Below are 13,775 nucleotides of genomic sequence, written 5' to 3'. Positions count from 1 at the left end.
CGCCCGAACAGGAACGCGACATGACACGCACGACGATCGATCTATGGCTTCGGGCCATGAACCCGATGATGCTGCCGCGCGGCATGGCCGAGGCGCAGCGTTCGGCGCGGTCGATGGTGATCGGCCTGGGCATCGCCCTGATCGTCAGTCTGGTTCCGACTTGGTGGATGTTCACCTCGGGCTGGTTCGACACGGCGATGAGCGCCGAATACGCCCGCATGGGTCTGTCGTCCGATCAGGTCGCGATGCAGCGCGAGTTCATGAAGGTGATCTGGCCCTACGCCATCGGCTTCGGTGCGATCTTCTCCGTCTTGCTCTATGGCGTGCTGGCGGTGGTCCAATGGCGGATGATGACGCGCGCCATCCCCATCATCATGCTGGCCCTGATGGCCTACAGTCTGGTGGCCAACCTGGGCATGCGTTTGCTGGGATCGATGCCGGCCGCCGAACTGCCGCTGTGGATCCTGTTGACCACCTGGCCGGCCGCCGCCGTCTCGACCGTGATCTATGTCGCGTCCCTGCAGGGCGCGATGCTGCTTCACCGTCTGCGCAGCGAGCCCTGAATGACCGTCGTCATCTTCCACAATCCGAAATGCGGCACGTCGCGCAACGCCCTGGCGCTGCTGCGAGAGCAGGGGGTCGAGCCGACGGTGAAACCCTACCGGCCGCCGCCATCGCCAACCGACCCTGATCGAACGCCCCATCGTCGAGACAGACAAGGGCGCCGTCATCGGCCGTTCGCCGGAGCGGGTGCTGGAGGTTCTCTAGCCGGCTCCAGCTGAACCCTTTCTCCCGCTCATCCCGGCGAAAGCCGGGACCCAGTTCTTTCGCATCGCAGATGCGTCGGATGACCATCGTGCTTTGATCTCAGGCAACTCTCGCCCAAAGCACTGGGTCCCGGCTTTCGCCGGGATGAGCGGAGAGAAGGTATGGGCCTCCCGACCGCCGCAGCAACCTAACGCGTGCGACGGCCCCGGTTCGGACGACGGTCGCCGGCCTCGCGGCTCTCGTGGCGCCAGCGGATCGACAGGCTGGTGTCGCCCTGGCCGCCGAACTGCGAGCTGACGGCGATGTTGCGCCGGGGCTGCCACTCGACCTTGACCGCCGCGCCGCTCTCGCCGCCGCCGATGACCTCCAGATAGACGTCGTCGGTGATGTAGCGGCCGCCCGCAACCGTGACCGCCGAGGCCTCGCCGCCGAAGGACAGCCGGTCCAGACCCGCCAGTTCGCGCAGATTGCCAATCACATCGAACCCGCCGCCGCCCGCCAGGGCCGCGACGCCCGCCGCCAGTTGGGCCGCCTCGAACGCCGACAGCTGCGACGCCGACCGCCCGAACAGCACCTGCGACAGGATTTCGTCCTGGGGAAGGGAGGGGGTCGAGGTCAGGGCGATCTTCGGCTCGGCCGCCGTGCCCGTGACGTTGATGGAGGCGGTCAGGGCCGCATCCTCGCGCGTCGCCGCCAGGTTCAGCCGGATCTGTTTCGGATCGGTGGACAAGGTGACCCGGCCGGTGTCGTCGAACACGAACCGCTTGCCCGCGAACTCATAGTCGCCGCGCACCACATTGGCCGAGCCGGTCAGTTGCGGATTGGCGATGGTGCCGCGCACCCGCGCATTGACGTCCAGCACCACGTTCAGACCGCGCCCGTTGACCCGCACCTTGCCCCCGGTCGAGCGCAGGGCGATGTCCAGGCCGATCTGTGGGCCGCGCGCCTTCTCCTCGGTCTCGACGGGGTCGCCGCCGGGCCGGTTGATTTCCACCACGTCCATGGAGACGATGCCGGTGGCGCCGGGCAGTTCCGGCTGGATATTGGCCTCGTCGATGTCGATCCGGCCGCCCAGCTGGATATTGCCGTCGGCGCCCCGAACGATGGTGATCGGGCCGGAAGCCCGCGCCTCGGCGATGTCGTTGTCGATGACGCGGAAGCGGCTCAGCGTCAGCTGCGCGTTCGATCCCGATCCCTGACGCAGGCCGACGCGGCCCTGGCCGGTCACCGTACCGCCCGAGCCGTCGTTGGCCGTGAAGGTCTCGATCTGGGCCGTCGTGTCGTCGAACCGGGTCCGCAGGGTCATGTCGCCCAGCACCAGGCCGACCGCATTCTCGCGATAGGAACCTTGGCTCAGGTCGAACCGGCCGTTCAGGCGCGGCGCGTTCAGCGTGCCGGCCAGGGTCGCCTGACCGTTGACCTGACCCGCCAGGCTGCGTTCACCGCCCAGGAACAGGTCCCAGATCGGCTGGATCTGGCCGTTGATCGACACCCGGCCCGACATCTCGCGCGTCCGGGCGATGGCCAGGTGCAGCGGCGCGGCCGAGGCCTCGACGGGCAGGACGACATCGGCGGAGGCCTGAACCGCACCCTCGTCGACCGCCGTCGCCTTGATGGTCAGCTGGTCGCCGGCCAGGGTGGCGTCCACCCGTCCGTCCACGGCCAGGCCGCGCGGCGCATCGATGCTGCGCACGTTCTGCAGGGCGATGTTGGCCGTTCCCGACAGATCGCTTCCGGCGCCGCGCATGGCCACCTGGCCCGTCACGCTGCCGCGCAGTTCCGGCGAGATCGACCCCAGGTCCACCTGCGTCAGGTCGGCCTGAACCGCGACCGTGCGCGCATCCTGGCGCAGGTCGGCCAGCAGCACGCCGCCGCCGACGCCCAAGTCCAGATGGGCCGTTCGGTTCGCGCCGTTCAAGGTGACCGAGGCCGGGCTGCGGGTCGTGAAGGCCACCTCACGCACCCGACCGTCGCCGCGCAGCGTCAGGCCGTGCGTCTCGTTCTGGCGCGAATAAACGCCCGTTCCGTTGAACTGGGCCGGCGTCGGCCCGCCCACGTCCAGCGCCAGGGTGAAGGGCAGGTTGTTCAACGTGCCGCGTCCGTCCAGGTCCAGGGTGCGGATGATCCAGCTCTGACCCGCCAGCCGCACGTTGCGTCCATTGACGTCCAGAATTGCGCTGTCCGATCCGCCGCCGTCCGTCAGGCGCACGCGGCCGTTCGCCTCGCCCGAGGCCAGGAAGGCCCCGGCGCGCGCCGTGAACGTCAGGTCCGCGCTGGACGGAATGTTGTCCGACAGGGCGACGGCGCCCTTGGCCGTCACGCCGCCCGCGTCCACGTCCAGATCCGTCAGGCGGATCTGCTTGCCGCCCAGGAAGAAGTTGCCCGAGGCGCGCGCGGGACCATAGTTCGAGCCGCTGACGACCGTGATCCGGCCGTCGGACGCATCCGCGCCCTTGCGGAAGCTCAGCGTCAGGTCGGCGTTGTTCAGCGTCAGGGCGCCGGCCGTCACCTGCTGGAAGCCGGCGGTCAGGTCGACGCGCGGCTGGGACAGGGTGCCGGTCAGGGCGCCGCGTCCGTTCATGTCGCCGCCGATCTCGACCGGCCCGGCCGCGAACGGGCCGCGCGCGTTCCAGTCCAGCGCCAGCCGCAGCCGACCCGCCGTCTCGATGACGCCCTTGGCCCCCGCGCGCCCGGCCGCGCCGGTCAGTTCGCCGCGCTCGACTTCGATCCGCCCGCCGTTCAGCCTGCCCGCGAGTTGCAGACGGGGCGTCTTGCCCAGCAGGCGATCCAGTTCGGACATGCCGACGTTCAGGTTTCGCCCCCGCCCGTCGAAGTTCAGCACCCACGGCGCGCCCGTCCGCGCCGAAGACGCGCGGATCGGCCCGCCGAAGGCGCCGCGCGCCTCGGGTAGGACGCGCGAGGCGTCGGTCAGCTGGGCGTTGCCCCGGAAGCTCATCCCGCCCAGCAGGTTGCGCGACCCCGAGCCGTTAAGGGTCAGGCCCCGGCCCTGCAGATCGACCTTCTCCAGCAGTATGGCGCCGTCCTTCATCCGCGCCGCCTGCATCTGCACGCGCGGCGCCGAACCCAGCAGGCCGCCGATTATGCCTTCGCCCGAACCGCCGTTGGCGCGGATGTCGCCGTCGAAGTCCATGCGGCCGTTCTTGACCGCGACGTTCAGCGGCCCGGCGATGCGGGTCGCGCGATAGCTGGCGACATTGGCGTTCAGCAGCGTGGCCTGACCGTTCAGGCTCCAGGTCTGGGCGTCGCCCTTGAACAGGCCGGAATAGGCGGCCGGACCGGCGACATCGGAGCCGACCAGCCGGCTCAGCGACGCCGTCTGGATGTTTAGGGTGATCCCGTCAGGAGAACTGCGGTCAGAGTTTCGGATCAGGCCGCGCGCCTCGGACTGGACGTTGTCGGAGATCAGCTTCCACGCCACGCCCTGGCTGGCCTTGTCCGGCGTCGGGACCATGGCGAAGCCAAAACGCGCCGTTCGGCCAACCCGGGTGACGAACGGCTCAAGCAGGTCCGAGCCGCTGAAATCGGCGAAACCCGAGACGCGCGATCCCTTGTCGCCGAAATGCCCTTGGATGATCAGGGGAACGAACTGCCCCGTCTGGACGCGGGCGTTGACGACATCGGCGTTCAGCACTGCGACCGCCGAGAACGGCTGATCAGGCGAATAGCCCAAGGCGCCGGCCAGGGGTCCGCCCTGCACCTCGTTGGCGCGCAGGTTCAGGCGCGTGTCTTCCAGCTTGCCGCCGAAGGTCGCGGCCAGGCGCAGATAGTCGCCCGGCCGGTTCAGACTGTCGGCGTTGACGGTGGCGCTCTTGGCCCCGGTGCGCGGCAGGCTGGCGTCGCCCGACAGGCTCCAGCGGCCATATTCCTTGGAGAAGCCCTCCATCAGTTCGATGTTGGCCGAGAACTTGTCGATCCGAACCGAGATCGGCTGCGGGCTGGGCGGCTCGCCGCTGGGCGGCTCGACCACGGGCCGGCGCAGGACGCGGACGGTCTCGGCCTTGATGTCCTCAGCGTGGAAGCTGCGGCCAACCAGCGCCAGATAGGACCAGTCCATGCTGAGGTTGTTCACCTCCAGCCAGACGCCCTGACTGTCGGCCAGGGTGACGCGGTCGATGGTGAAATCGCTCAGCAGGTCGCCCCTCAGCCCATAGACCTTCAGCCGGCCATAGCGGCTGATCTTGAGGTCCTGCAGCCGCTGCAGCACCATCTCCCGACCACCGTCCGAGGCGATGTAGTAACGCCCGCCGACCAAAGCGGCGGCGACCAGCACCAGCAGACCCGCGATGACCGCGCCGGTAACCAAGGCGATGCGTTTCAGCCATCCGCGCCGCGCCTTCTTGGGCCGCGCGGCCTTGGTCGGCGCCGTCTCTTGCGACGTGGTTTCGGGCGGCGGAGCGTCAGGCGGTGTGTCGGTCAAAACGCCTGCCCGATGCTGATGTAGATTTGGAAGGCCGAGTCGCCTTCACTCTTGTTCAACGGCACGGCCACGTCCGCCCGGATCGGCCCGAACGGCAGCATGTAGCGCACGCCCACGCCCGCGCCGTAGCGCATGTTGGTCAGGTTCGGCGTCTCCTGGAAGCCCACCGAGCCGGCGTCCACGAAGGCGACGGCCTGGAAGCTCTGGCCGATCGACTGACGCACTTCGAACGAAGTCTCGAACAGCGACAGCCCCCCGCGCGGCGTTCCGTCCGGCAGCTGCGGATTGACGCCCTGATAGGAATAGCCTCGCACGGAGCCGCCGCCGCCGGAATAGAACAGGCGATCCGACGGCACGTTCAGCTCGCTGCCGCCGACGATGGACCCGATCTTCATGCGTCCGGCCAGGATGGTGCGGTCGCCGGCCACCGGGAAATAGGCCGTGCCTTGCGTTTCCGTTCGCAGGAACAGGATGTTGCTCTCGCCCGTCACCGCCGTCGGCTGGACCGCCAGATTGACGCGCCAGCCCTTGGTCGGGTTCAGCGGATCGTTGGAATGGTCGATATAGGCGCTGGTCCGCGCGGTGATGATCGCCAGGTCGCGGTCGAAGGTCACGCGCTCAGGGGGCAGGGTGGTGAAGTCGTAGCGGGTCTCGCTGTAGCGTCCCGCGTCCAGCCCGATGCCGTAGTTGAAATAGGAGGTCTTGCCGATCCGCTGCTGCAGGTCGGCATACAGGACAAGAGCGGTGCGCAGATAGGCGTCGGTGTCTTCGTTGACCACCGCCGCGCCCAGCTTCAGCGTCCGGCCGGGCCGGCGCCAGTGGGGCAGGGACAGGTCCGCGCCGATCCGGCTGTCGATGTTCGCCAGCCGCGCTTCCAGCCTCAGGGTGTCGGCGCGTCCGAAACGGTTGTAGCGGGTCTGGATCACGTCCACCCCGGCGCCTTCGGCCGTGGACCAGGTGGCGCCCGCTTCCAGCACGCGGCGCGGCCGGTCCTGCAGGCTGACGATCACAGGACGCAGGCCCTCCGGGGTCACCTGGTTCAACGGCGACAGGGCCACGCCGATGCCATCATAGACGCCGGTGTCCAGCAGCCGGCGCTCCAGCTCGGCGACCTGGTCGGGGTCGTAGCGGTCGCCCTCGTTCCACGGAGCCAGCCCGGCGACCCAGTCGGGGTTGGTCCGGCCGCGCGTGGACAGACGAACGCCGTCCAGCCGCACCAGGGCGCCCGAGGCGATGCGGTATTCCGGCGCGACGGTGAAGGCTGCGTGGTCCACCACGACCCGGCGCGGATTGGCCTTGGCGTCGGCGTAACCGTCACGAACCAGGGCCGCCACCAGCCGCCCCTCGCCAGAGATGACATCCACCGCCCGACCGGGGGCTCCGGCCTTCAGGGCGATGGCCGTCCTGGCCTTGTCGGCCGCCTCGGCCTCGGGCGCGGGATCGACCCACTGAATCGTCGGATCTGTCAGAAGGAAGCGCCGACCCGGTTCGACAGAGACGATGGCGACCGGCGTCTCCTCGCCCTCGACGATGTCTTCCACGACCGGCTGATAATAGGCCTCGGAGCGCAGCAGAGCCGTCGCTGACTCGACCGCGCTTTCCGCCCGGCGGCGGGCCTCGAAACGGCTGGCCGGCGACCCATCGACCTCGCCCACGGCGCGTTCCAGCATGCGGCGCAGTTCGGCGTCCACGTCGCCGCGGATTTGGGCGCGGGGGTCCGCCGCCGCCGCATGAGCGCAGGCCGAAAAAGCCGCGAGGGTCGCGACCAGCAGGTTAGGCCTGAACGTCAAACTCGATCTCTCGTCAAAACTGCGCCCCCCGGCAAACCTGTTCGTTAGTAGAACAGGGTCTCGCTCTCGGGTTGGACCGTCTGTTCCGACGTGCGTTCATCCGGCGGAAGGCTGCTGGACGGCGGGGGCGTGGGGGTCGGGTCCGGCACCTCGGGCGGAGGGGGCGGCGTCTCTTCCTCGACCGGCGGGGGCGCAGCCTCGACCGGCGCTTCGACGTAATCGTCGTCATCCCTCGACGGACGGTCGTCGCAGGCCGAGAGCGCAAACACGCTCAATACGGCGGCGGCCAGAACGAAAGTCGAGCGTGTCATGAAAGTCCCCGGGTCTTCGTCCATGCAACGCCTGCCGCGCTAAGCCGTTCCCTTAACGCCGAAAACTGCGCTGGTCATCCCGCGCGATGGGACCATTTTGTGACCACCTGGTCCAGCGTCAGCGCGGACTTGGGACCGGGCTCCGCCGCCTTGCCGTCGAACAGGGGCGCCGGTCGCGGCAGGCCGTCGTGGAATGTCCCCCTGGCCTGATTGTGCGGATGGTCGGGCGCCTCGGCCAGGCTGAGGACCGGCGTGACGCAGGCCTCGGTCCCGGCGAAATGGGCGCTCCAGTCGTCACGGTCCCGGCTCGCGAACAAGGCGGCGAGCCGAGCCTGCAACGCGGGCCAGGCGGCGATGTCGTACTGAACCGCTTCGGCCGGATCGATGTCCAGCCCCGCGAGCAGGGCGGAATAGAATCGCGGCTCCAGCGCCGCCACCGCCACGAACCCGCCGTCGCGACAGACGTAGCACCGATAGAAGGGCGCCCCCCCGTCCAGCAGATTGGCCCCGCGCCGCTCGCTCCACATCCCCTGACCGCGCAGGGCCTGGAACAGTCCGCCCAGCAGGGCCGCGCCGTCGGTCATGGCCGCATCCACCACCCGGCCCTGACCGGTGGTCCTGGCCTCCACCAGCGCCGCCAGCACGCCGACCACGAGCAGCATGGCTCCGCCGCCATAGTCGCCCACCAGGTTCAGCGGCGGGGAGGGCGGTCGATCCGCCTCGCCCATGGCGTGCAGCACGCCCGACAGGCCGATATAGTTCAGGTCATGCCCCACGGCGTTCGCCAGCGGCCCCGTCTGGCCCCAGCCCGTCACCCGCCCGAACACCAGCGCGGGTTTTCTCGCCTGCAACACCTCCGGCCCATAGCCCAGCCGCTCCATGACGCCGGGCCTGAACCCCTCGATCACCGCGTCCGCGCCATCGACCAGTTGAAGGATGCGCTCACGGTCGTCAGCCGACTTCAGATCGACTGGCACGAAGGCGCGCCCCCGATGCAGCACCGCCCCGCCCACTTCGTCGAACACGGCTGGTGCCGCCGAGGCGTCGCGCGTCAGCCGCACCACCTCCGACCCCAGGTCCGCCAGCATCATGCCGGCGAAGGTGACCGGCCCCAGGCCGTCGAATTCGATGATGCGGACGCCATTTAACGGTTGCATGCCACATGAGTAGCAGACCGGGACTTGACCGGAAGGCCGGATTACAACAGAAGGCGCCCTTCGACGGTTCGGGCTAGCCCGGACGTCGCGCGGTGCGCCCTTAGCTCAGTTGGTTAGAGCATCTGACTTTTAATCAGAGGGTCCTCGGTTCGAGCCCGAGAGGGCGTACCATTTAAAGCCCGCTTCGGCGGGCTTTTTGCTGTTAAGCAGTTCTGCGGCCACGCTTTGATTGAAGAACACGGCATGATCTAAGTCCGGCCTATGACGCGTTTCTTCCTGCCCGCCCTCCTTTCGCTCGCGCTGACGGGTTGCAACGCCGGACGCTCCGCCATGGGGGGCGCCGAGCAGGTCGGGGCCGGGTTTGCGGCGGCGGCGACCGCGCCGCTGGAAGATTTCAACCTGCGTCGCCAGATCATCCCGACGGTGCTGTTGCAGGCGCAAGCCAACCCCTACGATCTGCGCAACCTGAACCAGTGCACCACCATCGGCGCCGAAGTGGCGCGGCTGAATGAGGCGCTGGGGCCGGACACGGACGAGCCGCCGCGTCAGGACGGTTCGTTTCTGAGCGAACGCGCCGCCGATGCGGCGGCCAAGGCGGCGCTGAACGCCATCCGCGACACCACGACCGACTTCATTCCCGGTCGAAGCTGGATACGCCGCCTGAGCGGGGCCGAGCAGCATAGCAAACACGTCCAGTCCGCCATCCAGTCCGGCCGGATGCGCCGCGCCTTCCTGAAGGGCATGGGGATGCAGCGGAACTGCGCCCCGCCGGCGGCGCCCAGCTGGTTCCGGCCTGCCGGGACTTAACGGCCGAAGGTGCGGCGCCTGTCTCTACGGTCGCCCCTGATCTGGACCGTGCCGTCCTTGGCGAAGGCCTCGAAGGACGTCTTTTCGATGTTGCGGAACTCGCCGGTCCGGTCCCAGTCCCAGTCGAACGAGATGCGCTCGCCCTTGTGCGCGAACTTGCCGGACCAGTGGGCGAAGAACGAATATTTGTCGCCGCCGATGATGATGACGTGCCGGTGCAGGGCCGTCTCGTTCCCCTCGTCACGGGGCGGCTCTTCCAGATAGGTGTTGTAGGCGTGGAAGCCTGACTTCTCGATACGCATGTCAGTTCGACGTGTGACGAGCGTGGAAGTCGCGGCGGAAGGCTTCGAAGCGGCCCTCCGAAATCGCGGCGCGCATGGCCGCCGTCAGCGCCTGGTAAAAGGCGATATTGTGCCAGCTGAGCAGGACCTTGCCGAGGATTTCGTCGGCGCGGATCAGGTGGTGCAGATAGGCCTTCGAATACTGCGATGACGGCCCGTCGATCGCGGGGTCCAGCGGGTCCTGATCCTCGGCGAACCGGGCGTTCTTCAGGTTCAGCGGACCGTCCCAGGTCCAGGCCTGGCCGTGGCGACCCGCGCGCGTCGGCAGGACGCAGTCGAACATATCCACGCCGCGCCACACTGCCTCGACCAGATCGACCGGCTTGCCCACCCCCATCAGATAGCGGGGGCGGTCCTTGGGCAGGAACTCGGGTGCATAGTCCAACACCTCGCACATGGCCTGGTGGCCTTCGCCGACCGCCAGGCCGCCGATAGCGTAGCCGTCGAAGCCGATCTCCTGAAGCTGTTCCGACGACTGGCGGCGCAGATCCTCAAAGGTCGAGCCCTGCTGGATGCCGAACAGGGCCTGGCTCTCGCGTTCGCCGAACCGGGCTTTGGACCGGGCGCCCCAGCGGATCGACAACTCCATCGCCTTCTTCGCCGCATCCTTCTCGGCCGGATAGGCGACGCACTGGTCCAGTTGCATCGAGATGTCGGCGCCGATCCGGTCGGCCTGGATCTCGATCGAGCGTTCGGGCGTCAGGACGTGTTTGGAGCCGTCGATATGGGAGGAGAAGGTCACGGCCTCTTCCTTCACCTTCGAAATCCCGGCCAGGGACATGACCTGGAACCCGCCGCTGTCGGTCAGGATCGGCTTGTCCCAGCCCATGAATTTGTGAAGCCCGCCCAGACGCTCCATCCGCTCGGGGCCGGGGCGCAGCATCAGGTGATAGGTGTTGCCCAGGATGATGTCGGCGCCGGTCGCCTTGACTTGGTCGACCGTCATTGCCTTGACCGTCGCCGCCGTGCCCACAGGCATGAAGGCGGGGGTGCGGATGTCGCCGCGCGCGGTCTTCAGCACGCCGGTGCGGGCGCGGCATTCTTTGGCGGATATGTCGAAGGGGAAGGGCATCAGGCGATCAGTCGTTCAAGCTGCTCGACCCGCGCCAGATCCTTGGGGCGGCCGAACAGGCGGTACAGGGCGATGTGGTCCCGGATGTCGGGTACGAACAGGGGCGTATCCTCGACGAAGACGAGGCGGCGTGAACCGAAGGCGACCTGGGTCCAGTCGGCGCCGTCGCGGGTCTCCAGATCGGCCATGACCTCCACCAGGATCGGCTGGTCAGGCGCACGACCGAAGACGGCCGAGCGGAACAGGCCTTCACCCGGATCGGCGATCACCTCGCCGCCCAGTTCCGCCAGCAGCGTGCGCGCGTCGCGCGGCGCACACAGAACGTCGATGTCAGGCACATGCAGGTCTGTCAGACCATACAGGGCCATGGCCGCCCCGCCGAAGATCCACCACGGGTCGCGCAGGTCGCGCGCGGCCTCGCCGACGGCGATCAGGCCATCTTGAATATCTTGGGGCAGATCATGCTGAAGGTCGTCGGTTGACACGGAGCGCGCTCGTTTTCGTCAGGAGGCGGCATTTAGGCGTTCCGGCGGCGATTGACCACCCGAGCGCCGCGCCAGATCACCAGTCCAGCGCCGCCTCGCCGCGCAGTATGGCTTCGGTCTGATCGGTGTGCTTGGCGCCATCGCGGTCGTGCAGCACCAGCGCAGGCAACAGTCGCAGCGGCGCCCGCCCGGTCTTGATGGCGTGGACCAGCACGCGTTTGGCCGGCTCGTCCGCGAAAGCGTGGACAGGCCGTATGGCGAAGGATCCGGCCTTCTCGCCCAGCAAGGCCAGCAGGTCCGCCAGCCGGTCCGCCCGGTGGATCACGACGATCCGCCCGCCTTCCTTCACCGCCTTCAGCAGGAAGTCGGTCCAGGCCTTCAGCCCGTCGTCGGCCATCCAGGCTCCGCGCTTGCCTTCGGCCGGCGCGCGCAAAGCCCCTGCGTCGTCGAAGAAGGGCGGATTGGACACGGCCCAGTCGCCAGATTCGACCCCCAGCGCCCTGAACCCCGCCGCCACCTCGCCCTGTCGAATCGCAGTGGTGGCGGCCAGCCCGTTCAGGGCCGCGTTCTCCACCGCCAGCGCCGCCATGGCCGGATCGCGCTCCAGCCCCGTCAGTACGACCCCTGGTCGGCGCGCCGCGATCTGCATCAGGACGGCGCCTGCGCCGCAGCCCGCCTCGATCACGCTCTGGCCCGCCTCGGCCGGGACCGCCGCCGCCAGAAGGGCCGCATCCATCCCGGCGCGATAGCCGCGCGCGGGTTGACGCAGGCGCACCCGACCGTTCAACAGGCCGTTCTCGACGATTTCCGTCGGCAGGGTTTCGACCGCGTCCAAGCCTCAATCTCCTTGACCCTCAAGGGGGCGAACATCATTGTGCGCCGCAACTCGCGGGGGCAAGCCGGCCCGGCCGCAAAATCCTTCGACGCGGTCCGCCGCGCCAGTGAAAGAGTATCCGTTTGGACGTCGCCATCGCCGCCGCTCCCCGCCCGAAGGGGGACGTCAACGCCCTTGTCCGGCTGGCTGAGGTCGACATGGCCGCTGTGGACGCCCTGATCCTGGACCGGATGCAGTCGGACGTGCCGATCATCCCCAAGCTGGCGGAGCATCTGGTGTCGGCGGGCGGCAAGCGTCTGCGCCCCCTGATGACTGTCGCCGCCGCCCGCGCTGTGGGCGCGACAGGCGACATCGACGCGCCGCTGAAGCTGGCCGCCGCGGTCGAGTTCATTCACACCGCCACCCTGCTGCACGACGACATCGTCGATGCGTCCGAGCTGCGCCGCGGCAAGGTCGCAGCCCACCTGATCTGGGGCGCGCCCACCAGCGTCCTGGTCGGCGACTTCCTGTTCGCCCGCGCCTTCGAGCTGATGGTCGAGACCGATTCGATGCGCGCCCTGGGCATTCTGGCCGAGGCGTCGCGCGTGATCTCCGAGGGCGAGGTGCTGCAACTGACCCGCGCCCACGACCTGAACCTGGACCAGGCCACCTATCTGCAGATCATTTCGGCCAAGACGGCCGAACTGTTCGCCGCCGCCGCCGAGGCCGGCGCGGTGGGCGCCGGGGCCGATCCGGCCGCGACCACGGCTTTGCGCGACTACGGCATGGCCTTGGGCATCGCCTTCCAGCTGGCCGACGACGCCCTGGATTACGGCGCGACGGCCGAGGCCCTGGGCAAGAACGCCGGCGACGACTTCAACGAGGGCAAGGCGACCCTGCCGCTGCTGCTGGCCGTCGCCCGCACCAAGGGCCGTGAAGAGGCCTTCTGGGAGCGCACCGTGACCAAGGGCGAGCGCACGCCCGAAGACTTCACCCGCGCCCGCGAACTGATCATCGGTTCGGGCGCCATCGGCGCGACGCTGGACCTGGCCGGCGACTATGCCGATCAGGCCAAGGCGGCCTTGTCGGTTCTGCCGTCCAGCGACTGGCGCACGGCTTTGGAAGACCTCGCCGATTTCGCGGTGTCGCGCGCAGCTTGACCGAGGCTGCGGATACCCTCGACCAACAGGTCCGCACCGCCGACCTCGACCGCTGGCTGTCCAGCCGCCTGGTCGCGGATGCGCGTGCTCGCGCCGACCTGATCGCGCTCTACGCCTTCGAGGCCGAGCTGATGACGATCCCCACGCGCGTGACCCAGCCCCTGCTGGCCGAGATGCGCTACACCTGGTGGGCGGAACAGATGGACGGCGTCTTCGCCGGCGTCCCCCGCAAGGGCCATCCGGTGCTGGAGGCCCTGACCGACCTCGTCGCCCGCCACGGCCTGGACCGCGCCCCGTTCGACGGCCTGATCGAGGCCCATATCGGCCGTGTGCGCGAAGAACCGCACGACCTGGACGCCTTCTACGTCGGGCCGATGCAAGTCGGGGTGCGGATCCTGGCAGGCGAGGGTCATGACGCGGCCGTCGCCGACGCGGGCCGTGTCTGGGGACTGGCCCAGACCGGCCGAGCAGAAGAGGCGGCGGCCCTGCGATCCGCCGCCAACGCCGCGCTGAAGCGTCTGCCGCCGGTCGGCTTCCCCGCCGTCGCCCACGCCGCCCTGGCCGACCCGAACCGGCCCGAACCGTTGAAGCGGCTGCGCCTGCTGTGGGCCGTTCTGCGCGGCCGGATCTGA

At 68.8% G+C, this 13,775-nt stretch carries 13 protein-coding genes, 1 tRNA gene and 1 pseudogene; 7 read left to right on the top strand and 8 right to left on the bottom strand.

Annotated features, from left to right (window positions below):
• Positions 1-20 precede the first annotated feature (20 nt).
• The 3 genes and pseudogenes from ACP69V_RS09975 to ACP69V_RS09965 all read left to right on the top strand — a co-directional run bounded on the left by ACP69V_RS09975 (position 21) and on the right by ACP69V_RS09965 (position 768).
• The gene (locus tag ACP69V_RS09975; protein ID WP_426023686.1) at positions 21-563 is read left to right on the top strand and encodes a hypothetical protein; all 543 of its coding nucleotides are present in this window, start codon (positions 21-23) and stop codon (positions 561-563) included.
• A pseudogene (locus tag ACP69V_RS09970) lies at positions 564-662 on the top strand (arsenate reductase (glutaredoxin)); the annotation flags it as partial. It abuts the gene before it with no gap.
• Positions 663-687: 25 nt separating this feature from the next.
• Positions 688-768, top strand: a complete 81-nt coding sequence (locus tag ACP69V_RS09965; RefSeq protein WP_426024053.1) for a hypothetical protein — start codon at positions 688-690, stop codon at positions 766-768.
• Positions 769-955: 187 nt separating this feature from the next.
• Here the strand turns inward: ACP69V_RS09965 and ACP69V_RS09960 are convergent, their stop codons facing one another.
• The 4 genes from ACP69V_RS09960 to ACP69V_RS09945 form a co-directional block, all read right to left on the bottom strand.
• The gene (locus tag ACP69V_RS09960; protein WP_426023685.1) at positions 956-5,206 is read right to left on the bottom strand and encodes a translocation/assembly module TamB domain-containing protein; all 4,251 of its coding nucleotides are present in this window, start codon (positions 5,204-5,206) and stop codon (positions 956-958) included.
• The gene (locus tag ACP69V_RS09955) at positions 5,203-6,996 is read right to left on the bottom strand and encodes an autotransporter assembly complex protein TamA (protein WP_426023684.1); all 1,794 of its coding nucleotides are present in this window, start codon (positions 6,994-6,996) and stop codon (positions 5,203-5,205) included. The genes ACP69V_RS09960 and ACP69V_RS09955 overlap by 4 nt, the downstream gene beginning before the upstream one ends.
• Positions 6,997-7,040: 44 nt before the next feature.
• Positions 7,041-7,307 (bottom strand): hypothetical protein, encoded by a 267-nt coding sequence (locus ACP69V_RS09950; RefSeq protein ID WP_426023683.1) that lies wholly within the window; start codon positions 7,305-7,307, stop codon positions 7,041-7,043.
• Between the two features lie 74 nt (positions 7,308-7,381).
• Positions 7,382-8,464: a CaiB/BaiF CoA transferase family protein gene (locus ACP69V_RS09945; RefSeq protein WP_426023682.1), complete on the bottom strand. Its 1,083-nt coding sequence runs from the start codon at positions 8,462-8,464 to the stop codon at positions 7,382-7,384.
• A 94-nt stretch (positions 8,465-8,558) separates the two neighbouring features.
• Between ACP69V_RS09945 and ACP69V_RS09940 the strand changes: the two genes are divergently transcribed.
• Positions 8,559-8,635: transfer RNA gene (locus ACP69V_RS09940), tRNA-Lys, on the top strand.
• Positions 8,636-8,725: 90 nt separating this feature from the next.
• Entirely contained in the window at positions 8,726-9,271 is a 546-nt protein-coding gene (locus ACP69V_RS09935) for a hypothetical protein (protein ID WP_426023681.1), read from the top strand.
• On the opposite strand, the gene ACP69V_RS09930 is transcribed toward ACP69V_RS09935, so the two are convergent.
• From ACP69V_RS09930 to ACP69V_RS09915, 4 genes are all read right to left on the bottom strand, one after another.
• Complete coding sequence (locus tag ACP69V_RS09930; RefSeq protein WP_426023680.1) at positions 9,268-9,573, bottom strand: hypothetical protein; 306 nt, start codon at positions 9,571-9,573, stop codon at positions 9,268-9,270. The genes ACP69V_RS09935 and ACP69V_RS09930 overlap by 4 nt on opposite strands.
• 1 nt (position 9,574) lies before the next feature.
• Positions 9,575-10,687, bottom strand: coding sequence for a tRNA guanosine(34) transglycosylase Tgt (gene tgt, locus ACP69V_RS09925; protein WP_426024052.1), 1,113 nt, complete (start codon positions 10,685-10,687; stop codon positions 9,575-9,577).
• Positions 10,684-11,169 carry a hypothetical protein gene (locus ACP69V_RS09920; protein WP_426023679.1) on the bottom strand — a complete coding sequence of 162 codons (486 nt, stop codon included), beginning with the start codon at positions 11,167-11,169 and terminating at the stop codon, positions 10,684-10,686. Before ACP69V_RS09920 ends, tgt begins: the two co-directional genes overlap by 4 nt.
• 76 nt (positions 11,170-11,245) lie before the next feature.
• Positions 11,246-12,004 carry a tRNA1(Val) (adenine(37)-N6)-methyltransferase gene (locus tag ACP69V_RS09915; protein ID WP_426023678.1) on the bottom strand — a complete coding sequence of 253 codons (759 nt, stop codon included), beginning with the start codon at positions 12,002-12,004 and terminating at the stop codon, positions 11,246-11,248.
• Between the two features lie 122 nt (positions 12,005-12,126).
• On the opposite strand from ACP69V_RS09915, the gene ACP69V_RS09910 reads away from it, so the two are divergent.
• Both ACP69V_RS09910 and ACP69V_RS09905 read left to right on the top strand, forming a co-directional pair.
• Complete coding sequence (locus ACP69V_RS09910) at positions 12,127-13,143, top strand: polyprenyl synthetase family protein (protein ID WP_426023677.1); 1,017 nt, start codon at positions 12,127-12,129, stop codon at positions 13,141-13,143.
• Entirely contained in the window at positions 13,140-13,775 is a 636-nt protein-coding gene (locus ACP69V_RS09905) for a squalene/phytoene synthase family protein (RefSeq protein ID WP_426023676.1), read from the top strand. Before ACP69V_RS09910 ends, ACP69V_RS09905 begins: the two co-directional genes overlap by 4 nt.

This window comes from Brevundimonas sp. PWP3-1b1, from assembly GCF_049896065.1.
GTDB classification, from domain to species: Bacteria; Pseudomonadota; Alphaproteobacteria; order Caulobacterales; family Caulobacteraceae; genus Brevundimonas; species Brevundimonas intermedia_B.
This window is presented reverse-complemented; position numbering and strand designations above follow the sequence as displayed.

What these genes read in the sequence shown, in the direction of transcription:
- ACP69V_RS09975 (WP_426023686.1), top strand. Translation starts at nt 21, where the DNA reads ATGACACGCACGACGATCGATCTATGGCTTCGGGCCATGAACCCGATG.
- ACP69V_RS09950 (WP_426023683.1), bottom strand. Translation starts at nt 7,307, where the DNA reads ATGACACGCTCGACTTTCGTTCTGGCCGCCGCCGTATTGAGCGTGTTT.
- ACP69V_RS09945 (WP_426023682.1), bottom strand. Translation starts at nt 8,464, where the DNA reads ATGCAACCGTTAAATGGCGTCCGCATCATCGAATTCGACGGCCTGGGG.
- ACP69V_RS09935 (WP_426023681.1), top strand. Translation starts at nt 8,726, where the DNA reads ATGACGCGTTTCTTCCTGCCCGCCCTCCTTTCGCTCGCGCTGACGGGT.
- ACP69V_RS09930 (WP_426023680.1), bottom strand. Translation starts at nt 9,573, where the DNA reads ATGCGTATCGAGAAGTCAGGCTTCCACGCCTACAACACCTATCTGGAA.